This window comes from Kitasatospora sp. NPDC059599, from assembly GCF_042735125.1.
Taxonomy (GTDB): Bacteria; Actinomycetota; Actinomycetes; order Streptomycetales; family Streptomycetaceae; genus Kitasatospora.
The window spans coordinates 44,251-65,173 of sequence record NZ_JBHWCL010000035.1 but is presented as its reverse complement, the minus strand read 5'-3'; the positions used below and the strand labels follow the sequence as shown (position 1 = coordinate 65,173).

The window sequence follows — 20,923 nt, the reverse complement described above, 5'->3', positions numbered from 1 at the left end:
GGCCGGCTACTCCGTGCCGTCGCCCCGACGGGTCGGCCTCACCTCAGGTGCCGGTCGAAGAAGCGGCCGCCGTCCTCCACCTCGAACCACGGGGTGCCGGTGTGGCCGCCCAGGTTGGCGTGCAGCGTCTTCTCCTTGCTGCCGAAGGCGTCGAACAGGTCCAGGGCCCGCTGCCGGGGATTGCCCTCGTCGTCCCACTGCAGCAGGAACAGCAGCGGTACGGTGATCTGGCGGGCCTCCTCGCGCTGGGCGCGAGGCACGTAGCCCCCGGCGAAGAATCCGGCGGCGGCGATGCGCGGCTCGGCCACCGCCAGTCGGATGCCGACGGCCGTCCATCCCGAGTACCCGACCGGGCCGCCGATCTCCGGCAGCGCCAGCAGGGCGTCCAGGGCGGTCCGCCATTCCGGGACCGCGTTCTCGACGAGCGGGCCGACGAAGGACTCGAAGATCTCGTCGACCGGTTCGCCGGCCCGCATCGCCTGCCGCAGGTCGGCGCGGGCCTGATCGTCGGCGGCGGAACGGGGGCGTTCACCGCAGCCGGGGGCGTCGATGGCGGCCACCGCGTAGCCCTGCGCCGCGCAGTGCCGGGCCCGGGCAACCAGCCGGGCTTCGCCCCTGGGCAGGCCGTTGTTGTGGGCCATCAGGATCAGCGGGGCCGGTGCTGCGGATCCGGGCGTCCACAGGGTGCCGGGAATCTCGCCGAGGATGAACTCGCGTTCGAGGACGCCGCCGTCGAGACGCTGTTCGGAAATGAATCGCATGGTCGTGCCTTTCGGGAGAACACTTGAACGGTGCTCCCGGACGACCTACCGCCCGACCGTGACCCCACAGGAGAGCACCCACGTCGAAACTGCGTTCACGGGTACCACCTCCTCGGTCTGTCACACGGCCACCCGAAAGGTAGCAGCGGCCGCCGCGGTCCACCAAACGAATTTCCCGCGCGGGCCGGCACCGTGGCAGCCGCCCCGGCCGCCGGCTCGCCCAACGCCTCGCCCACCGCCTCGGCTACCGGTTGCGTGAGGCACGGCTATCCGATGCTGCGGCCGGTACCGTCCCCGTCCGGACCGGGGGTGTCCCGTCCCAGACCGCGACGGATCGCGATCTCCACGGCCGAGTACGCGCCGTCGGCACGCTCCGGTTCGTAAGGCGCGGCCGGCATCAGCGGCGGCTGGGCCATGAAGCGGGGCCGCGCCCCGTGGTGCGGCTGCGCCGCGTGCACCAGGAAGGGGTGGCACAGGTAGACGTCCCCCGGGGCCCCGGTGGCGTGGGCGAGCGGCCGGTGATCGCTCGCCGCCACCAGCTCGGGGGCGAGGTCCGGCACGCTCGCCCCGTCCTCCCCGTACGCCTCCAGCACCTTCGGCACGTCCAGGTGTGAGCCGATCCGGATCCGGGTCGGGGCGTCCTCCTCACCGACCTCGCTGAACAGGAACAGCATCAGCAGCGCCCGGCCCCGGGACCGCAGGTTCGTGAAGTGCCAGGTCTCGCCCTCCGGCAGGTATCCCCCGTCGATGTGCCAGCCCGCGTCGTCCGGCTCCTCCTCGTGCGGGAAGCGCAGCGGGAACGCGCCCAGCGAGTAGCGCGGCTCCCAGCGTCCCGCGCCGACGAGCAGGTCGTACGCGTGGTGCAGAGTCGGCGAGTTGGGCGCGGCGGCGAACGGTCCCTGCGCCATACCGCCCACCCAGTGGACGGGTTGCGTCCACGTCGACGGGTCGTCCGGGTCGCAGTCCGTCTCCTGCCACAGCAGCCGCGCGCAGTCCGCGGCCACGCGCGGTGCGACGGCGCCCTCCAGCTTCACGAAGCCGTCGTGCAGGAAGCGGGTTACCAAGGTCGTGTCGTCCATGCCCCCATCCTGCGGCGGCACCGGCTCCCGGCACCCGACACTTCCCGCACCGCCTTCGTCGGGTCGACACCGGGGGGCGCACTCCCGGGCGCACCTGCGTGGTGCTGTTCGCGGTGCCGCACCTGGCTTGACCGGTAGGGGAGTTGCAGCGGGCGGGAGCCCCTGGCCGCCGGAGGCCCGGCCGGAGGTGCCGGCCGGAGGTGCCGACCGGCATCCGGGGGCCGGGGGAACGCGGAGGCCGGGGGAACGCGCCTACCGGGTCGACGTGCAGAAGGCGGCCGCGTAGGCGGGGATGAGCGGGGAGCGGTCGGCGCGGCGCCAGGCGAGGACCAGGCGGCTCGGCGGGAGTTCGTCGACCGGGCGGTAGGCGATGCCGTCGACGCGGTGGCGGGCGGTGGCCTGGCCCGGGACGAGCGCGACGGCACGCTGCCAGAGAACGGCGTGCAGGCACTCGTCCAGCGACTGCGCGGCCGGCCCGTCGGTGCTCCTGGAGGTCGCCTGCCAGAAGGCCCGCCAGTTCGGATCGGCGCTCTCCGGCAGGCGCACGCACGTGCGGTCGGCCAGGTCCTCAAGGGTCAGGCTGCGCCGCCGGGCCAGCCGGTCGTCGGCGGGGACAGCGGCGTAGCAGCGGTCCTCGCCCACCGTCCGCGTCGCCAACCCCGTCTCGACGAACGGCCCGTAGGTGATCGCCACGTCGACCTGACCGGCCGTCAGTCCGATCAGCGGGTCACGCAGGTCGCCCTGGCGCAGCTGGACGGTCGTGCCGGGGCAGCTCAGCGTGAAGGCCCGGGCCGCGGGGAAGGACAGCGCGGACTCGCCCGGCCCGAGCACCCCGACCCGCAGCACCCGTTCGCCCGCGGCCCGGCGCACCCGCTCGCGGGCCTCCTGGGCGTTCGCCAGCAGGGCGCGGGCCTCCGTCAGCAGGACCCGGCCCGGTTCGGTCAGCTCCATGCCCCGCGGCGTCCGGACGAACAGTGCGCACCCCAGGTCGGCTTCGAGCTCCCGGATCCGCTGGCTCAGGGGTGGCTGCGACATCTGCAGGCGCCTCGCGGCCCGCCCGACGTTGCGTTCCTCCGCCACCGCGATGAAGTAGCCAAGTCTGCGCAGGTCCATGAGGTCACGATAGTCGTCGGGAGCGATAGCCGGACCATGCCCACTCATCCCCAAACGGTCTTGGACGGGCCCTGCTCCGCACGGCTTGGATCGAGCCATGACCTACCAGCAGCCCTCAGATCTGCGCACCGTACCGACGGTGCGCGCCCTGGCCCAGGACGAGTTCGACGCGTTCATCCGCTTCCACGAGACGGTCTTCCGGGACGGCGGAACGGTCCCGCGCAAGCTGCGCGAACTGGTCGCGCTGGCCGTCGCGATGACGACGCGGTGCTCCTACTGCATCGACACCCACACCCGCGGCGCGGCGGACGCGGGGGCCACCCGCGAGGAGATCGCCGAGGTCGGCTTCGTCGCCGCCGCGGTCTGCGCGGGCGGCGCGATGGCCCACGGCCTGCTCGCACTGCGCCTGGACGCCGAGCACCGCCACACCGAGGAGGACACCCGTGCCTAGCCTGATCCGCCGCATGTTCGGGTACTGCGGCCGCTGCGCGAAGGCGTGTCGGCTCCCCCGGGCCAAGCGCCGCTGAGGCCCGTTCGCGGACCGCCGCCGACCTCCGCGGATCGACGCGGACCTCCGCGGATCGACGCGGCGACGCCGGACCGGGCGGGGCCCGCGTACCGGCAGACCTGCGCCGGACAGCGCGGGGAACGGCTCCGGCCGGGCCCGTGCCGGGGAGATTCGGATCTCCCCGGCACGGGCCCGGCCTGGTCGGACAAGTGGGTGCGCTCGGCGGGTCGAGGCGCAGGGCGTGGGCCACCGCGTCGGTCGCCCCCGTCAGGCGGGGCGCAGGAAGACCTCGTCGGTGTAGCACCAGGCCCAGTCCTCGCCGGGCCGGAGGGAGCGGGCGACGTGGTGTGCGCTGTTGTCGCGGGCGTGGCGGTAGGCGTGCTGTCCGGGCGAGCTGTCGCAGCAGCCGACGTGTCCGCAGGTCAGGCAGGCCCGCAGGTGGACCCAGGTGCCGCCGGCCCGCAGGCAGTCCTCGCAGCCGGGGGACGTGTGCGCGGGGACGTCCCGGAGTCCGTCCAGGTGTCCGCAGGTCGGCTGGACGACACGGCCCGGATCCACCGCGACGCGCCATTCAGGTCGGTCGTTCACGGCACCTACGGTACGCCGCCGACCGCGGCGCCCGGGGGTTCCGCAGACGGACTGCCGCCGGACCGCGAGTGACCACGGGCCGGGCCCGAACCGACACGGACGCCTACGCCTACGCCTACGCGGACACGCAGGCCCGCGGCAGGGCCGCCCGGATCGTCGGTGCCGCGCCCGTGTGCGACGCGGCCTGCGGGGACGGCAGTGCGCCGTCACCTGTTCGCGGCGTACCGGCTGCGCTGCGTAATCGGCCTTTGTAGCGTCATGCTCATGAAGATCATTGCGAGAGCACATGTGGCCGCCACCACGGCCCTCGTCGGCGCGATCCTGGCCTCGGGCACCGGCATCGGCTCCGGCACCGCGGCGGCCGCCGAGCCGGTCACGGCCGGCTCGGTGCCCTACTACCGCCAACAGCTCGCCAACGACTGCGAGGCGACGGCCCTGCGGATGGTCCTGGCCTCGCGCGGCGTGAGGACCGACGACCAGGACGTCCTGGACCACATCGGGGTCGACTGGGACCACCCCGAGTTCGGGCACTCCGGCCCTCGCTCAGGCGACCCGTACGAGGCCTTCGTCGGCGACCCGGACGGATCCGAGGTCGACGGCACCGGCTTCGGCGTGTACGCCCCGCCGGTGGCGAAGGCCGCCCGCGCCTACGGGCTCACCGTGGACCGGTCCGGTTCGGGCATCTCGGTCGAGACCCTGAGGCAAAGCCTGGCCGCCGGCCGGCCCGCGGTCGTCTGGGTGGACTACCTGTGGCGCCGCCTGGAACCGACCACCTACACGGCGTACGACGGCCGGGACGTCCTCTACGCCGGACCGGCCGAACACGCCGTCGTCGTCACCGGGTTCGGCAACGGCACGGTGTCGATCAACGACCCGGCACGCGGCCGGACGACCGTCTCGGAAGACGACTTCGAGAACGGCTACGCCACCTACGGTCAGATGGCCGTCATCATCACCTGACACCCGCTGCGGGCCGCCGCGGCACGGGCCGCGACCGGATCGGCCGGTTCCCGGCGCCGGGAACCAGGGACCAGGGACCAGGGACCAGGGACCAGGAACCAGGGAGCAGGGACCAGGGACGGACCGGGAACTGGCCGACCCATCAGCGAGCCAGCCGCACGGACTCCTCGGCCGTGGCCCGGGTCGGGGGGCCGCCCGCCGCGCCGGGGCCGGGGGGGGGGGGCCCCCCCGGGGGCGCCCCCCCCCCCCGGGCCCAGGTGACCAGACGGTCAAGGACCGCCAGCACGACCTCCTGGCGCCCCGGGGGCAGGAAGGGCCACGTCAGCCAGGCAGGTGCGGACAGCAACACGACTGCCAGCAGCGGCAGCGCGAACAACGCGGAGAGCAAAGGGCGTGACAGCCACGCAGGCATGCGTCGACCTCCAGATCAGTCCCACGAGGGGAGACGTGCTGGACGGCGACGCGAACTGGGCACCCCACGCGCTCAGGCGCATGCAGTCTCCGGCCAAAGCCGACATCCAGGAATCCGGTCCGACTCTACCCACAACTGCGTTCCGACGAAAGCGCGTTCGGAGGACACGCCGACACCCTGTTCCGCCGCCACGGAAGCCCGGACGGGACGACCTGGTGGGCGCGGCTCGGCATCCCGTGATCCGGTGTGCCAGGCGGCCGGGCCGGGGCACCTGGGGGGCCGGGGTTCAGTTCTCGGCCGGCGGGGCGGCGGCGAGGAGTTCGCGCTTCACGTGCTCGTAGTCGGCCAGGGCCTGCGGGGTGCCGCGGGCGTAGTCGGTCCAGAAGCCGGGGCGCTGCCAGCGGGCGTCGCAGAGGCGGGTGCGGCCGTCGGCGATGACCAGGGTCCAGCCGGGTGGTATCCGGGTGTCGACCGTCTCGAAGTCGGCCGCGTCCCAGAGAAGTCCGGGGTCGGGTGTGTCGGGGCCGAGCAGGCGGATCTGGCAGTCGATGTCGTGGGCGACCAGCTCCAGAACCGGGTAGACACCGCCCACCCGGATCCCCGCGAACTGCGCGACCGGGGTGTCGGCCGCGGGGTGGACGATCTGCAGGCACCTGACTCTCATACGCGCATTCTCGCCCGGCCGGTCCCGGGTCGTGGTCCGGGGACGGCGACCGGTCGGGTGCGGCGGCGACGCATCCGGTCGACAGGGGACGGCAGCTCGCGGACAGATGCCCCGGTGGACAGGCGCTGCCGTCCTGTGCGATCGGGCCGTCCGGCCTCGCCGGGAAACGCCGACCGCTGCCGGGAGGAGTACGGCTGCGTGGCCTGGGGCGGATGTACGGAGCGGACCTGCCCCTGCTGAGCGCCACCTCCGCCCGTGACCTCACTGCGCGGCAGCTCCGCAGCGGCCAGGACCGGCGCCGCTTCGACGCCGGACTGCGGACGCTCCTCCCCCTCGGCCGCGCCCCCTCGCACTCGCCCCGTCGGTGGCGGGTCAGGAGCGGGCGGACGAGCCGGCAGCGATGGCCGGCAGCGCGGCCTCCCAGGCGAACCCGTCCGGGTCCGCGAACGAACCCGCGGTGCCGCCGAGGACGATCCGGTGCGAGCCGCTGCCGTCGACCGCGACGCCCACCTCCTTGGCCAGCGCGCGGCGCTTGTACAGCGCCAGCTTCACGGCGCCGGGCCCGCCGGGGGCGAACTCGGTGTACTTGCCGCCGAAACTCCGGGCCACGGTCAGGCCCCGGCCGACGTAGAACTCCCTGGTGGCCTTGACGTTCTCGACACCGAGCAGCAGGACGACGTCGTCGATCTCACGGGTCGCCGGGCCGGTGTCCTTCTTCGCCGAGGTCGCGACCTTCCAGGCCGTCCCGTCCGGCGCCTGCACCGAGCCGCCGTAGCCCCACAGCGACTTCGCCGCGGGCTTGAGCACCGTGGCGCCGGCGCCCACCGCGGCCGCCAGGAAGGCGTCGACGGTGGCCGGCCCCGACACCGTGAGCGCCAGCGCGAAGCCACGGAACCCGACGGACGGCGCCCCGGACTCCCGCACGCGGACGTGCCGGTCCACGCCGAAGGCGGCGTGGAAGCGCCGGGCGGCCCCGAGGTCGGCCACCTCAAGGGTGACGGACGCGAGGGACTCGGTGGACACGGTGGACGCGGTGGATTCGTTGTTTCCCATGTCCGTCACGCTACGGGCGACCCGGTGCCCGGGGCTTCTCGAATCCTGATCGGTCCCGCCCGGATCCGGCCGGCCGTGCAGCCGTGGCGCTGCGCGCTGTCAGTCGGTCTTGCGGCCGGCGTCCTGGGGCGCGGCGGCGAGGGTGAAGGCGAGCAGGGCCGTGGCGGTGAAGTCGTCGGCGGACTCGACGGTCTGCCAGGCGCCGACGTGGTCCATGAAGCCGCTGCCGCGGCCGTCGAAGGCCGCGAAGGGGTTGCCCTGGCCGGTCGGGCACGCGCGCATGGTGGGGAAGGAGTTGAGGTCCTTGAGCTTGTCCGCCGCGTTGGGGCCGTTGACGACACCGCCCAGGAGGATGTCGCCGTCCCCGTCGAGGTCGCCGGCGAGGTTGGCGGCCTGGTGTTCGGGGCAGTGCGGGAAGGTCGTTCCGGCCCCGATGACGAAGGAGGAGCCCCACGCGTTGGCGCCCAGGGCCCAGTTGCGCTGCTGGGTGGCGAACGCGTCGTAGTGGGGGTCCCCGGTCACCCGGCGGTACAGCCGGGCGGTGGCGGCCAGGCCGAAGGTGTGGGGCACGGAGTCGAAGTCGGTGTAGACGGCGCCGGCCCTGAAGGGGTCGCGGGCCGCGCGGGCGCTGCCGTCGTCGAGCTGGCGCCGGAGGTCGGCGGTGAGCTGCTCGCGCGTCACTTCGGTGCGGGCGGCGCCGTCGTCGAGCAGGTGGACGAGGTCGGCGTGGGCGAGGGCACTGACGTCCCCGAGCCCGAGGGTGCCGAGGCTGTCCGAGGTGAGGTACTGCCGGGCCCAGTGTCCGGCCTGCCTGGTCCAGTCGGCCGCGCGCCTGTCGTCCAGCGCCTTCGCGGCGAGGGCGAGTTCGGCGGCGCCGAATTCCATGTCGTCCTGCCAGGACGCCTCGGGGTAGAAGCCGTGGGGGAAGGCGGTGACCAGCTGGTCGCCGGGGGTGGTGTCGGCGAGGGCGTAGACGTGCGCGGCCTTGTCGAGCTCCTCGTGCGCCCGCTCGGGGTTCTCGACGGCGTCCAGCTGAGCGGCCAGGGCGAAGGCGGCGGCGACGCGTCCGGCGAGGTTGGGGCTGATCGGCTTGCCGGGCGGCGCCGCGCGGAAGACCGGCCGGTGCTTGATCAGGTAGTCGGGGTCGCCGGGCTTGACGTCGAGGGCGTCGTCGGCCTCCGGCAGGCGCCACACGTCGTGGTCGGACCTGATCGCGCCGTTGCCGTCGGCGGTGTCGCCCTTGCCGAGCCCGACCTGGACGTAGAGGGTGCGCGACGTGTCGTCCCACATCTTGTCGAGCCAGTCCAGGCCGTGGCGCGCCTCGGCGGCCAGCTCCTGCCCGCCGGCGGGTGTGGTGCGCTGCGCGAGCAGGAGGCTCGCGGTGGAGTAGGAGGCGGTGTGGGTGAACTTGAGGAAGTCGCCGGCGTCGTTCCAGCCGCCCGAGACGTCGACCGGGCCCGCGACGCGCTTGAGGGGCGAGGTCAGCACCGTCTCGTCGTCGGCGTAGGCCGGGGTGTCGTAGACCGTGGCCTGGCGGTCGGCCAGGTGCGAGGGCCGGCGGCGCAGTTCGGTGGGGATCACGTCGGCGCCGTCGCGCTGGGCTTGGAAGAAGCGGACGTTGTCCCGGATGAGTTTGCCGAAGAGTCCGTCCACCGTGGCGACGCGGAACGTCGGGGAGACGGCGGTGACGGGCCCGGACACCTCGACCCGGTAGTCGCCGGGCTCGGTCAGCGGGGAGAGGTCCAGGGTGTGGACGGCCTTGTACGTGCTGTTCCAGCCTCCGGTGGACGAGCCGGCCCTGCCCTTCAGGACCTCCTTCCCGGAGCTGTCGAGGACCCGGAAGGACGCGTTGGACGCGGGGACGGAGGTCATCAGGTAGGCCTGCTTGACCTCGCCCGGTGTGTAGCCGACCTGGTCCACGCGCACCACCGCCCGCGGATCGCCCGTGGTGGGGGAGTCCGCGCCCTGTGCGGACTGGACGCAGTAGGCCGCGAGAACGGTGGCCGCCACGCCTGCGGCGGTCAGGCCGATGACGCGCTTGTGCATACGGATCTTTGCCATGCCCGCAGACTGCCCGCTCGTCCATGAGGGGATCATGAGGTGGTTCGGCAGCTCCCGGCGCGGGATGCCCCGGCCCCGGCGCCGCCCGGCGGAAGGGCACGACAGCACCCGGCCGCCCGGTGGACGGGCATACCACCCCAATCACGACCACCCCGGCGTTCATGTTCTTTTCGACCCAGTAGGCTCGCCCGCCATGCGCGTACTTGTCCTTGAGGACGACCCCGAACTCGGCCCCGTGATCACCCGCGGTCTGCGCGAGGCAGGATTCGCCGTCGACTTCGCCACCTCCCTCGCCGACGCCGACTTCAAGCTCGCGGTCAACACCTACGACTGCCTGGTCGCCGACCGCACCCTGCCCGACGGGGACGCGCTCACCCTCCTGTCCGCCCAGCGCAGGGCCGGCTCCGCCCTGCCCGTCCTGCTGCTCACCGCCCTCGACGCGGTCAGCGACCGCGTGGCCGGGTTCGAGCACGGCGCCGACGACTACCTCGTCAAGCCCTTCGCCTTCGCCGAACTCAGTGCCCGCGTCCGCACCCTGTGCCGTCGCGGTCAGCCCGCGCGGCTGCCGGAACTGCGCGTCGGCACCCTGGAACTCGACCTGCCGCGCCGCAGGGTACGGCGCGACGGCGTCCTGCTCACCCTCACCGCCAAGGAGTTCGCCGTCCTGGAGGTCCTGATGCTGCGCGCCGGCGAGGTGGTCACGCGCACCGAGCTCATCGAACGCTGCTGGGACGAGCAGACCGAACCGCTCTCCAACGTCGTCGACGTCCTCATCGGCCAGCTGCGCCGCAAACTGGGCCCGCCCTCGCTCGTCCTGACCGTCCGGGGCGTCGGCTACCGGCTCGCCGACCCCGCCACGGACCGGTGATGCGGTCCGGTCCCGCCGTCGCACACCTGCAGCGCGTCCGATGGGCGACGACGCTGCTCTTCGCCGCGACCACCGCCCTGTGCCTCCTGTTCCTCGCGGTCCTGGCGGTGCGCACCGACGCCCGGTCCCGCACGAACGATCTCGACAACGACGTCGGCCGCCGGGCCGACGGCCTCGCCCGCACGCTCTACTACGACGGCGGCGTCCTGCACCTCGACGCCCTGGCGGAGGACGACCTGGCGCTGAGCGCGGAGCGGCTCGCCGTCGTCCGGGCACCCGCGCCCGGCCTGCCCCAGGAAAGCCACGCGTCCGCCGCGCCCGTCGCACGCGCCCCGCTTCCCGACCAGGCCGGACTGGACGACATCTGGAGGCAGGTCGAGCACGAGCAGGAGACCGTCTTCGTGGCCGCCGAGGCCGACGGCCGGGAGATCCAGTGGGCCGCCGCCCCCGTCTGGGACGGCGACCGGATCGGCGCCGCCGTCCTGGTCGGAGCCGACCCCGCACAGAGCCTGGCCGCCCATGACCGCCTCGTCCGCCGGCTCGCCCTGGGCTGCGCAGCCCTGGTGCTGGCCGCCGCCGCCGTCGGGCACCTGCTGTCCGGCCGGGCCATGCGCCCTGCGCTGCGCGGCCTCGACCGACAGGAACAGTTCCTCGCCGAAGCCGCGCACGAACTCCGCACCCCGCTGGCCACCCTGCGCCTGGTGGTCGAAACCGGCGGCACCTCCCCCGCCCGGGCACCCGCCGCCCTCGACGAAGCGGTCCGCCTCGTCGACCGCCTGGGCCGGCTGGTCACCGGTCTGCTGGCCCGGGCCCGCGTCGAGGCCGGCACCCAGGACGTCGAGCTGACCCCGCTGCGGCTCGACCAGCTGGTCGAACAGACCGTCGAGGAACTGCCGGACAGCACCGGCGTCACCGTCACCACCGAGGCCGTCGTCGTCGACGGCGACCCCGAACTGCTCGCCCAGGCCGTTCGCAACCTCGTGGAGAACGCGCTGCGGCACGGCGGCGGCACCCCGGTCGACGTGAGCGTCACGGCCGGCCGGATCGCCGTACGGGACCACGGCCCCGGCGTACCGGCCGAGGACCGTACGCGGGTCTTCGAACGCCGCGTCACCGGAACGACGAGCACCGGCACCGGAACCGGCCTCGCCATCGTCCGCTGGGTGGCCGAACTCCACGGCGGCACCGCCCGGCTCTCCCCCGCCCCCGGCGGCGGCCTGTACGCGGAACTCCTGCTGCCCGTGCGGTGACCCGCCGTGGACGGGGAGACGGTGGGAGACGGCGGTGTCGGCGTGGCCTGCTTGACGCGCCGGGCCGGGGCCCGCAGAGTCGGGACGCGGCGCCGTACGGCCGCCGGTACCCGGCCCGCCGCGTACGCCGGAGCCCGTCTCCAGGCGTGCCGGGCAGGGCGTCGACCCGATCGAGGGAGGGGCGGAACCGATGGTCGTCGACTTGCTCGTGATCGGTACGGCCATCACCCTCGGACCACTGCACAACAGCGCCTTCGTCCTGCTGCTCTCCTCCCTGCGCGGGACCCGCAAGGGCCTCGCCTTCCTGCTGTCCTGGCTGGCCAACCTGGTCGCGGTGATCGCCTGCGTCATGCTGCTCACCGGCGGAACGCCACCCGTCCACGACAGCGCGCCCTCGGACGCCGCCCTCGCCGCCAAGCTGGCGATCGGCGTCGGCCTGGTCCTGTTCGGCTGCTACCGGAGCCGACGCCCTCCCCACCCGCACCAACCGCCGAGCTGGACCGGGCGCGTCGACAACGCCTCGCTCGCCACCGCTGCCGGACTCGCCTGGCTCCTCCAGCCGTGGGCCCTGGTCGGAGCCGGCGCCGCCACCGCCGTCGACGCGGACCTCTCCACCGCCTACGCCTGGCTCGCCCTGACCGGCTACTGCCTGCTGGCCACCCTCAGCCTCCTGGCGATGGAGCTGTACACCGTCTGGGCCCCGGACACCGCGCACGCCCGACTGGACGCCCTGCGGACCTGGCTCGATCGACACCAGGACCAGCTGATCATCACCCTCTCGCTCCTGGCCGGGCTCTGGCTCACCGCCAGAAGCATCTACGAGCTCGTCGCCTGACGGCTCACCGGGCACCCCGGTCCCAGCCCGCCCCGGGCTCCGGCACCGGCACCTGCCGGTGACGGCACAGGCTCACCGACGGCTCGCCCGGTCAAGCCGTACGACGGACTCCCCCTCCGTCACCTGCTCAGCGGGTTCCGGTCCAGGTAGCGAAGGCCCTGTCTGAGGTAGGCCCTCGGGTTGGTGGCCAGGTGTGCCGCCCAGGTGGGCCTGGTCTCGCCACGCAGGTGCGCGTAGCAGGCCAGCGCGTAGCCGAGCTCGCGCTGGCTCAGGTAGCCGAGGCGCGCGTACGACCAGCCCCGGCTGCTCTGGCTGAAGGTGAAGGCGGAGTTGGCGGTGAAGATGCCGAGGCCGAAATGGACCGTCAGCAGGTCGGTGAGTGGCTCGTGGTCGCGCCGGTCGGCGGGGATCCGCTGCTCGTCGAGCAGGCGCACGTGGCCCAGCTCGTGGGCGATGGTGGCGACCAGCGCGACCGGACGGGCGGCTTGGCGCTGGTCGACGGCGATCACCGGGCGCCCGTTCTCACGCCGGTAGTGCCCCGCGGCGGAGCGGGACCTCCGGGCGAGGTCGAGGCCGGCGACCATGACGTGCTCGCCGTCGTCCGGCTCGATCTCGATCGTCAGCCGGTCGGGCGCCACGTCCAGGTAGCCGCAGATCCGGGTGATCACGCTCCGGATGTCCTCGTCGGAGCCCCGGTACGGTCCCGGGAAGAACTCGGCGGTCGGCAGGACCGGGGCGCGGCACAGCACGTCACGGCCGAACTCGGCTGCCAGCCAGGCCATGGACTCCTCCACCCGGACACGTTCGTCCGGGCCGACCGGGCACTTCGGTGAGAACAGCGCCATGGCAGCCCCAGTGATCACGGCCTTCATGCACCACGGGCGGGCAGCGCCGACCGCCCGTTCGGACCGGCCTCCTCGGCCTCCCGCCGCCGTGGCATCCGGCGGCACCCGGACACCGCTGCCCCGCCCACGGAACAGCCTCCGAACACCGCCACTGCCGACCGGACCTCCGCGGGTCAGCCGTCGAGTTTCGCGTACAGGCCGCGACCCGGGCGCTGTGCACGGCCGGCCTTGGTCAGCCGCTCCAGCATGGTACGCAGCGCGTTCACGGCGCCCTGCCCGCCGTCGATCCGCAGCTCGGTGGCCACCTCCCGGGCGCGCAACGGCCGTTCGGCGCCGGCCAGGACCGCGAGCACCTTCTCGGCGGTGACGCCGGTGCTGCGCCGCCTGGATGCCGTCCCGGCCTCCGCGGTGCCGGTCTCCGCGGTCCCGTGCGTCTGCGGCTCGGCTGTCCGGGCTTCGCCCGCTGCCGTGGCGGTGGTCGTCCCGGGCTTCCTCGCAGCCGTCGTCACCCGGGCCCTCGACGTGGCCTTCTTCGCCGGAGTCCTCGTCGCGGCCGCAGCCTTCTTCGTCGGCGCGGTCTTCGCTGTTGTCTCCTTCGCGGTTGTCTCCTTCGTTGCGGTCTTCTTCGCGGTTGCCTTCTTCGCGGTTGTCTTCTTCGCGGTTGTCTTCTTCGCCGCCGCGGTCTTCTTCGCGGCGCCCTTCCCCGCGGCCTTCTTCCCCGCGGCCTTCTTCGCGGTGGCGGCCCTCTTCAGCGGCGCCCGGTCCTGGTCCCCGTCCTGGCCTTGGCCCTGCGTCGGGAGCGCCTCGGTTTCGGCGGCCGGCAGCTCGACAGGCCGCTGCTCCTGCTGCGACGGGGGCGCCGCGTCGACCTCTTCACGGGTCGTCAGGGGCGCGGCGTTCTCCACCGCAACGGCGATCTGCGGGAGCGGCAGGCCGGAGAGGGCGCGCAGGCTTTCCAGCGCGCCGCGCAGGGCGTTCTCGTGCGCGACGACGGCAGCCAGTTCGTCCTCCAGTCCCCGCCGTCGCGCCTCGATACCGGGAAGCTCTCCCTCAAGTGCGGTGATGGTCTCGCTGAAACGGCTGTCTGCCACGGTTCCTCGTCTTCCGTCCATGGGGTGTTGCAGGGGACTGTACGGCTTCCGTCCCACTGTCGCTGCCGATGTCACGAAATGTGCCCTGCGAGGGGGAGAGCACCGAGCCGGAAGGCACCGGAACCGGCCGGGTGATCCCCCCGTGTCACCGATACGGTCCCGGCGTTGGCCGGCAGCGGTGGGCGATGCGCCCACCCGCGCCGGGCGACCGCGCCGGACCCGACCGGAACGAGGACGTACATCGGCGACGACAGGGCCTCCTGACGGGCTCGACGTCTCGACGGACCCCGATCCGCACCGGAGGCCCTGTCCTCATGCCCGGCGAACGGCAAGATCACCCGGCCGCGTCGTTCCCGGGGAGGCCTCGGCCGCAGGGCGTGGGAACACGCGCGCTCACGACGGCAGTCCTCGGCTCGGCCGGGACACGACGGCAGTCCTCGGCTCGGCCGGGACACGGCGGCGGTGCCCGACCGGGCTCCGTCGTCGGCGTGTTCCGGGATCGCACCCGGCTCTGCGCGAGTTCCGGGGCCCACGGCCGGCGGGCGCCGTGCTCCTCCGCTTCGCCGGGCTCCGGCTGCGTCAACGCGCGGACCAGTACCGGGCTGTGGACGGAGCGGACCCGGGAGTTCACCGGGAACCGGCTTTCGGTGACGATCCGCGCGTACCGGCGGCGGTTCCCCCGACGACGACGTCCCGCCACGATGACGCGCTCGCCCCCGTCGCCCCGGGCCGACGCTGCGATCCGGAGCTTGGCCCCGGCGCGAAGTGCCGGAGCCCCTTGCGGATCTCCAGGCCGCCCTCGCCGTGGCTGGTCCGCTGAGCGACGTCGGCCACGACGCAGGTGCCCGGTGGCTTCGGTCCCGTTGCGTCGGTCATGGCGGCAGGGTCTCCCACGCCCGGCGCGGGCAGGGCCCTCGGTTCTCCGGGCGGCCAGAGGGTGAGAACTCCGTGGGGGGCATGCCGGTTTCCGGGCGGGGACGGAGCGGCTGCTCGACGGACGCGCGTGTGGGAAGATCACCGGCCATGGAGACCGAGACCTGGGACGACCTGACCGTCACCGAGCAGGTGCTGATGCGCCGGGCCGTCTCGGGACACCGGCTGGCGGGCGCCCCGCAGCACGTCGCGGCGGTGCTGCGGTGGGCGGGTTCGCCGGACGTCGCGGCCCTGCGCGGCGCGACGGTCGAGGAGCAGCGGGCGCGGGTGCCCGAGCTGGCCGCGGCGACCGTGCGGCTGGTCGGGGCGGGGTGGTTGACGGTGCACCGCGGCCGGCCGATGGTGCAGTCGGACGACGATCCGGCGGTGTCCGGGCCGGAGCTGGAGCAGGTGGTGGCCGACCCGGCGACGTGGCTCCACGGGCCGGTCGGCGAGACAGTGCTGACCGTGCGGGCGTCCGACGGGGGCCTCGCCCGCTGGGAGGTCCGGGCCTACCCGCCCGGCGGGCGGGACGCGCCGGTCCGGGAGCGGTTCTCCGGGGCCGAGGAGGCCGTCCTGGTCTGCGCCATGGAGGCCAGCGGCTGGCTGACCGGCCCGTTCGGCATCTTCGCCGACCTGCCGCCGGAGCTGACGGGGGACGAGCGGCGGGCCTTCGTGGAGGAGGAGACCGCGCCGTTGGCCCGGTTCGTGGGCGACGGCTCGATCGAGGTGCACCACGTCGCCCGGCCGGACTCGGCCGACTTCACGGTGGTCCCGCTCGATGACCTGGTGGAGGCGTTCTGCGACCGGGAGTTGCGCTGCGACGACAGCGACGAGTGGGGCATCGGCTTCACGTGTGTGCTGACCCAGTCACCGGCGACTGCGCTGCGTTAGGACAGGCCCCAGTCCGACGCCGGCCGGACGGCGGCCGGGTCCACGTCGTGGACGACCCGTTCTTCAACTGACCGCCCACGCCCACGCCGACAGGCGGCTTGACTCCCTGCTCGAACGACTCGGCGGCCCGCATCCGCACCGACTCCCGGCGCACCCGTCCCCTGGCGGCCCGCGGCGGCCACCCCGCCCCCGGCCGCAGATCTCACCCAGCACCCGATACAGCCACTGCACCGCACCCATCGGGGACGTCGAGAAGGTTCACCCTGACGAGCCGAGGTCAGCAGGGCGTCACCGTTCACATCGTCCCGAGTCCCGAGCGGCCTGGGGCGGCTTGCCGGGGTCCCGCACGTTCGAGGCACGGCGGGGTGCTCATCCGGTGCGCGCAGGGTCGGCCATCGCCCACCGGATGGCCCGCACCGCGCCGCGGCCGAAGGGCCGGACCACCGCGGTCTCCAGGGAGGACGCCGCCGGAAGTCCGATCAGGGCACGGTGTCGGGCGGGCATGAGGGCGACCGCGGCGGCGGCCAGGGCGCCGTAGGCGGGGCGGGCCGGGAGCGGCACCGGGGGGTGCAGGAGGAGGAAGCGCGCCACGGCCCGGGCCTGCGGGGTGTCCTCCAGTTCCGGGCCGTAGGCGCGCAGGCGCTCGTCGAGCGCCTTCCGGTCGCGCGGCGGGTCCTCGACGCCCAGGGCCTCGGCCACCCGGGCCATGTCGGCGACGTAGCCGTCGCAGCCGTCGGCGTCCAGCGGGTGCGCGCCGTAGGCCTGGTGGGCGCGCAGGAAGCTGTCGGCCTCGGCGGCGTGGACCCAGCCCAGGAGGTGGGGGTCGCCCGCCCGGTACGGGCGGCCGTCGGCCGTCGTCCCGCGGATGCCCGCGTGGACGGCGCGGACCCGTTCCACGGCGGCGTCGGCGTCCTCGGCGGTGCCGAAGGTGGTGACGGCCAGGAACGTGCTGGTCCTCTGCAGTCGGCCCCAGGGGTCGCTGCGGTAGCCGGAATGAGCGGCGACGGCCGCCATCGCCAGCGGGTGCAGGGACTGCACCAGCAGCGCCGACAGCCCGCCCACGAACATCGACGCGTCGCCGTGCACGACCCGGACGGGCCGGTCCGGGCCGAACCAGCGCGGCCCGGGCGTGTCGTGGATGCGGCGTCGCACGGCACGCCCGTCGGGGCCCGCGACGCGCGCGAACAGTTCCGCGCCGAGCCGCCCGCGCAGCCGGTCCAGGGGTGTGCCGCTCCGTTGAGCGTCCATACCGGCCACGCTAAGGCTCGCTCCGGCGGTCATCAAGCCCCTGTCGGTCGGAGCGGGCGGGCCCGGCGCCCGGGGACCGCCCGGTGGCCCGGTCCGGCCGGTCCGGCGCCGCGATGTCGCACGGTCCGTGGCGCCCGAGTCCCGACGGGAGCGGGAACCGGCCGACCCCGGTGTGATCGGCATACTTCCGCGCATGGACATCGCGCAGAACGACCCCAGGCCGCACCACTACCGGTTCGCCCACCTGGTGCTCCCGGGCCTCGCCCGGGACCGCGGGCCGCACCTGGTCGACGGCGACCCGGACCGCGACGTCGCGGCCGAACTCGCGGCCCTCTGGGACGACTTCGGCAAGCAGCTGCCCGACGCGGAACGGCTGCCGAGCGACGGACTGAGGGGCAGTCGGATCACCCTCGGCGCACACCGGCTGCTGGTGGTCGTGCTGCCGCGGCCGGCCGCACCCGCCGAGGCGTACTACACCGCCGTCGTCCAGCCGGAAGGCACCGGCCACTGCCGGTACTTCACCATGGAGCACGCGGTCAACCCGTTCACCGGGGAGCCGTACACGGTGCTCGGCGAATGGGCGGACGGCAGCCACCTCAACCTCGGTTCCGCGGAGCCGGGACTGTCCGCCTTCCTGGCCGCCGTCGTCACGGTCCTCGACGAGTCCGAACCCGGCGACGCGACCGGCCGCCCGGGCCCGGCCGGGAAGCCGCAGAAGCCCGAACGGCGCGGGCTGCGAGGGCTGTTCGGCCGCTGACCCGCGCCTGCCCGGGGGCGCTCCTTCGCACCGTCAGCGCTGAAGGCCGGTGGAGAATTCCGCGAGGGCGGTCGCGACAGCACCGGGGGCTTCCACGGGGAGCAGGTGACCGGCGCCGGGGACGACCGTGAGGGTCGCGTGCGGGAGGTGCGGGAGCAGGTGCTCGCGCACCACGTGCGCCGGTTCCACCACGTCGCGTTCCGCCGCCAGCACGGTCACCGGCACGTCGACGTCCCGTACGGCGGCGGTGATGTCCTGCGCGATCCCGCGCAGCGGCCACTCCAGCCGGGCCTCGGCCCCGGCGGCGCGGCTGTCGCGCTCCGCCGTGGCGCGCACGGCGCCAATCAGCGGTGCGGCCGTGAGGACACTGTCGAGGACGTAGTGCACCGTCTCGGGCGAGTCGTACGCGTGGGAAAGGTTCTTCCGGTACTCCTCGGTCACCGTCGCGGGCGGCTGCGGCGGCGCGGGCGCGACGAGCACCAGACCGGCCAGCCCGGCCGGGCGGCGCGCGGCGAGGAGCTGGCTCACCTTGCCGCCCATCGAATGACCGACCACGACGAACGGGCCCGTCACGCACACCTCCAGTACGCGGGCGAGGTCGTCGGCCAGCCGGTCGAGGTGGTACGGCCCGGGCAGCCACCGCGAGGTGCCCCAACCGCGCTGGTCGAAGCGCACGGTCGCCTGCCCGGTCGGCAGCCGGCCGAGCACCCCGTCCCAGGTGTCGGCGGACCCGCCCCAGTAGTGGACGAACACCAGCACCGGCCCGGTGCCGCCGCCCACCCGCACGTCCAGCGACCCACCCGCCACGGGAACCCGCATTGTCGTTTCCGTCATCGTCACACCTTCCGCTTCGGCCGCACCGAGCGACCGGCGTCGCCTGTCCTCAGCTGTGAACAGGTAGCCTGACCTGCCTGTCAGGCCCGGGAACGACCGTAGGCGGGGCACCTCCCGCGCCCTGGCGGAAAGGAACACGATCCTTGTGGAAAACGGACACGCCACGGTACGGCAGGTGCGCTACCTGCCGGCCATCGGCTCACCGCACGGCGTGGAGGTCATCGACCTCGCCGCGCTGCGCGCCATGGACCCCCACCGCCGCCGCGCCCACCCGCAGCGCCCCGACTTCCACGTCCTCGCCCTGATCCGCTCCGGCACAGGCAGCCACGAAGCGGACTTCCACCACTACCCGCTGACGGAAGGCAGCGCCGTGTGGATCCGGCCCGGCACGGTGCACCGCTGGAGCGACATCGACGCGTGCGACGGCCCACTGGTGCTCTTCCGACCCGGCTTCCTCCCCGGCTTCACCGCAGCCGAGACCACCGCCCCGGCCTGCTGGCACCTCGACCGCCCGCGCCTCGACCTCGCCCTCCTCGCAGCCGACCACCTCCGCCGCGAACACGACACCGCGGCACGCACACCCCAGCTGGCGAACGCCGCACTGCTCACCCACCTCCTGGCGGCACTGATGCTGCGCGCACTCCCCCACACCCCGGAAGCGACCCGGCCGACCCACTCCGGCGGCCCCGACACGACCGTGTTCCGCGCCTACCGCAGCGCCGTCGAAGAGCACTTCGCCGACTGGCACCACGTCGCCGACTACGCGCACGCCCTCGGCTACGACGTGCGCACCCTCACCCGGGCCACCCGTGCCGCCACCGGCACCGGCGCCAAGAGCTTCCTCGACCAACGGATCCTGCTCGAAGCCAAGCGCCTGCTCGCCCACACCGACCTCCCGATCGCCGGCTGCGCACGGCGCCTCGGCTTCCGGGACCCCGGCAACTTCACCACCTTCTTCCGCCGCCAGACCGCCACTCCCCCGGCCGCCTGGCGCAGCGCGTACGCCGGCACCGGTGTCGGCACCAGTGTCAGCACCGGCGTCGGCGTCGGCGTCAGCCAGGCCTGACAACCCCGACGACCGGCCGGCACACCGCAGCGGACCTGATCACGGCGTTCCGTCCGCCTCACCCACCGCCGTCCGTGCCGGCTCGGGTGTTCGCCCCGGCGTTCCTGCGTTCCCGGCTGCGGCGGACGGCACCGACGATGACCTTGAGGGCCAGACCGAAGACGATCAGGTCGGTGAGCATCTGCACGGTGACCACCAGCTGTGCCGTGTCGGTCTTGGGCGTGATGTCGCCGAACCCGACGGTGGAGAACACGGTGACGGTGAAGTACAGCCCCTGGGTGTGGGAGAGGTGCCGACCGAAGCTGTCCGGGGACTGCGCGGCCATCGTGACGTAGGCGGCTGCGAACAACAGCAGGAAGAACGGGATGCTGGTGGCCAGCGCCTCGGCGGCCCGCAGCCCCGGGTGCCGCGAGCGCAGGATCGAGCGGACCTGGACGGCGATCAGGGCGACGAAGCCGATCAGGCCGAGCAGGAGCACGGTGACGGCGACCGACGTGGAGAGGCGGTCCAGGGGCAGCAGGTAGTACACGGTCACCAGTGCGACGACCGACCCCAGCACGCGCAGCGCGGTCCAGACGACCCTCCGGGAGGAGGGACGGGCTTCCAGCGGTTCCTGAGGGCTCGCTCCGCCGTCCGGGGTCATGACGCCCGCCTCGGCGTTCCGGCCGGGGCGGGCCAGGACGAGGCGTACGCGTCCCCCGTGATGGCGGTGACCGCACCCACGATGATCACTGCTCCCGATCGCGCTGAGGAACGGTATGACGGACAGCGACGTGCGGCGGAGGACGGCCGGCATGCCGAGCGGGAGCAGACCGGTGCAGACGGCGTGCAGGAGCCGTCTGCGCCGGGCGGCCTCGCCGGCCGGGCCGTCCCGCCCCGCTGCCGGGTTCCCGGCGCGGCTCCCGCGGGTGCCGCGTGCCCGTCTCCTGATGTGCCCGGGGCGTCGTGCGTCCTCATGGTGCGTCCTCCCGGCGATGATCACCCGGATCCGCGATCAGCTGGGGTCCCTGTGTCCACCCTCCCACTGCTGCCCTCGCTCCGGCGCGGCGACGGGGCCCCGCCGTCGCGTCCGAGCGGTCGGCGTCGAGCGCGTGGTGTCGAGCCGCTGGTGTCGAGCGGGCGGT

General features: G+C 74.0%; 20 protein-coding genes. 8 read left to right on the top strand and 12 right to left on the bottom strand.

The annotated features are described in order from the left end of the window. Positions 1–38: 38 nt before the first annotated feature. The 3 genes from ACFV04_RS15370 to ACFV04_RS15360 form a co-directional block, all read right to left on the bottom strand. The gene (locus ACFV04_RS15370; RefSeq protein ID WP_380529399.1) at positions 39–761 is read right to left on the bottom strand and encodes a dienelactone hydrolase family protein; all 723 of its coding nucleotides are present in this window, start codon (positions 759–761) and stop codon (positions 39–41) included. 266 nt (positions 762–1,027) lie between these two features. Then, complete coding sequence (locus ACFV04_RS15365; protein ID WP_380529397.1) at positions 1,028–1,840, bottom strand: phytanoyl-CoA dioxygenase family protein; 813 nt, start codon at positions 1,838–1,840, stop codon at positions 1,028–1,030. Between the two features lie 252 nt (positions 1,841–2,092). Further along, positions 2,093–2,953, bottom strand: a complete 861-nt coding sequence (locus ACFV04_RS15360; RefSeq protein ID WP_360260673.1) for a LysR substrate-binding domain-containing protein — start codon at positions 2,951–2,953, stop codon at positions 2,093–2,095. 97 nt (positions 2,954–3,050) lie between these two features. On the opposite strand from ACFV04_RS15360, the gene ACFV04_RS15355 reads away from it, so the two are divergent. After that, positions 3,051–3,404 carry a carboxymuconolactone decarboxylase family protein gene (locus ACFV04_RS15355; RefSeq protein ID WP_360260670.1) on the top strand — a complete coding sequence of 118 codons (354 nt, stop codon included), beginning with the start codon at positions 3,051–3,053 and terminating at the stop codon, positions 3,402–3,404. Between the two features lie 324 nt (positions 3,405–3,728). On the opposite strand, the gene ACFV04_RS15350 is transcribed toward ACFV04_RS15355, so the two are convergent. Then, positions 3,729–4,019 (bottom strand): UBP-type zinc finger domain-containing protein, encoded by a 291-nt coding sequence (locus tag ACFV04_RS15350; RefSeq protein WP_380348459.1) that lies wholly within the window; start codon positions 4,017–4,019, stop codon positions 3,729–3,731. 294 nt (positions 4,020–4,313) lie between these two features. Between ACFV04_RS15350 and ACFV04_RS15345 the strand changes: the two genes are divergently transcribed. Beyond that, on the top strand, positions 4,314–5,009 hold the full coding sequence (locus ACFV04_RS15345; protein ID WP_380348453.1) for a C39 family peptidase: 696 nt from the start codon (positions 4,314–4,316) through the stop codon (positions 5,007–5,009). 698 nt (positions 5,010–5,707) lie between these two features. Here ACFV04_RS15345 and ACFV04_RS15340 read toward each other — a convergent pair. The 3 genes from ACFV04_RS15340 to ACFV04_RS15330 all read right to left on the bottom strand — a co-directional run bounded on the left by ACFV04_RS15340 (position 5,708) and on the right by ACFV04_RS15330 (position 9,199). Beyond that, positions 5,708–6,085: a hypothetical protein gene (locus tag ACFV04_RS15340; protein WP_380529395.1), complete on the bottom strand. Its 378-nt coding sequence runs from the start codon at positions 6,083–6,085 to the stop codon at positions 5,708–5,710. 372 nt (positions 6,086–6,457) lie between these two features. After that, a complete protein-coding gene (locus ACFV04_RS15335; protein WP_380529393.1) occupies positions 6,458–7,138 on the bottom strand; it encodes a glyoxalase in 681 nt (226 codons plus the stop codon). Between the two features lie 99 nt (positions 7,139–7,237). Next, positions 7,238–9,199: a glycoside hydrolase family 9 protein gene (locus tag ACFV04_RS15330; RefSeq protein WP_380347657.1), complete on the bottom strand. Its 1,962-nt coding sequence runs from the start codon at positions 9,197–9,199 to the stop codon at positions 7,238–7,240. Between the two features lie 193 nt (positions 9,200–9,392). Between ACFV04_RS15330 and ACFV04_RS15325 the strand changes: the two genes are divergently transcribed. From ACFV04_RS15325 to ACFV04_RS15315, 3 genes are all read left to right on the top strand, one after another. Then, positions 9,393–10,067, top strand: a complete 675-nt coding sequence (locus ACFV04_RS15325; protein ID WP_380347656.1) for a winged helix-turn-helix domain-containing protein — start codon at positions 9,393–9,395, stop codon at positions 10,065–10,067. Continuing rightward, positions 10,067–11,317, top strand: a complete 1,251-nt coding sequence (locus tag ACFV04_RS15320) for a sensor histidine kinase (RefSeq protein WP_380529390.1) — start codon at positions 10,067–10,069, stop codon at positions 11,315–11,317. The genes ACFV04_RS15325 and ACFV04_RS15320 overlap by 1 nt, the downstream gene beginning before the upstream one ends. A 190-nt stretch (positions 11,318–11,507) precedes the next feature. Continuing rightward, positions 11,508–12,152, top strand: coding sequence for a GAP family protein (locus tag ACFV04_RS15315; RefSeq protein ID WP_380529388.1), 645 nt, complete (start codon positions 11,508–11,510; stop codon positions 12,150–12,152). Positions 12,153–12,271: 119 nt separating this feature from the next. On the opposite strand, the gene ACFV04_RS15310 is transcribed toward ACFV04_RS15315, so the two are convergent. Together ACFV04_RS15310 and ACFV04_RS15305 are read right to left on the bottom strand one after the other, a co-directional pair. Next, positions 12,272–13,015 carry a hypothetical protein gene (locus ACFV04_RS15310; protein WP_380529386.1) on the bottom strand — a complete coding sequence of 248 codons (744 nt, stop codon included), beginning with the start codon at positions 13,013–13,015 and terminating at the stop codon, positions 12,272–12,274. Positions 13,016–13,170: 155 nt separating this feature from the next. Next, positions 13,171–14,088, bottom strand: a complete 918-nt coding sequence (locus ACFV04_RS15305; protein ID WP_380347652.1) for a hypothetical protein — start codon at positions 14,086–14,088, stop codon at positions 13,171–13,173. Positions 14,089–15,111: 1,023 nt separating this feature from the next. On the opposite strand from ACFV04_RS15305, the gene ACFV04_RS15300 reads away from it, so the two are divergent. Further along, entirely contained in the window at positions 15,112–15,894 is a 783-nt protein-coding gene (locus tag ACFV04_RS15300; protein WP_380347651.1) for a hypothetical protein, read from the top strand. Positions 15,895–16,263: 369 nt separating this feature from the next. On the opposite strand, the gene ACFV04_RS15295 is transcribed toward ACFV04_RS15300, so the two are convergent. Then, the gene (locus ACFV04_RS15295) at positions 16,264–17,142 is read right to left on the bottom strand and encodes an oxygenase MpaB family protein (protein WP_380347650.1); all 879 of its coding nucleotides are present in this window, start codon (positions 17,140–17,142) and stop codon (positions 16,264–16,266) included. A 193-nt stretch (positions 17,143–17,335) separates the two neighbouring features. Here ACFV04_RS15295 and ACFV04_RS15290 point away from each other — a divergent pair, with 193 nt between their 5' ends. Then, positions 17,336–17,899, top strand: coding sequence for a hypothetical protein (locus ACFV04_RS15290; RefSeq protein WP_380529384.1), 564 nt, complete (start codon positions 17,336–17,338; stop codon positions 17,897–17,899). A gap of 33 nt (positions 17,900–17,932) precedes the next feature. On the opposite strand, the gene ACFV04_RS15285 is transcribed toward ACFV04_RS15290, so the two are convergent. Next, positions 17,933–18,733: an alpha/beta fold hydrolase gene (locus ACFV04_RS15285; RefSeq protein WP_380529382.1), complete on the bottom strand. Its 801-nt coding sequence runs from the start codon at positions 18,731–18,733 to the stop codon at positions 17,933–17,935. A 145-nt stretch (positions 18,734–18,878) separates the two neighbouring features. On the opposite strand from ACFV04_RS15285, the gene ACFV04_RS15280 reads away from it, so the two are divergent. After that, a complete protein-coding gene (locus tag ACFV04_RS15280) occupies positions 18,879–19,799 on the top strand; it encodes a helix-turn-helix domain-containing protein (protein ID WP_380529381.1) in 921 nt (306 codons plus the stop codon). A 58-nt stretch (positions 19,800–19,857) separates the two neighbouring features. Here the strand turns inward: ACFV04_RS15280 and ACFV04_RS15275 are convergent, their stop codons facing one another. Next, positions 19,858–20,442: a potassium channel family protein gene (locus ACFV04_RS15275; protein ID WP_380529379.1), complete on the bottom strand. Its 585-nt coding sequence runs from the start codon at positions 20,440–20,442 to the stop codon at positions 19,858–19,860. Between the last annotated feature and the right edge of the window lie 481 nt (positions 20,443–20,923).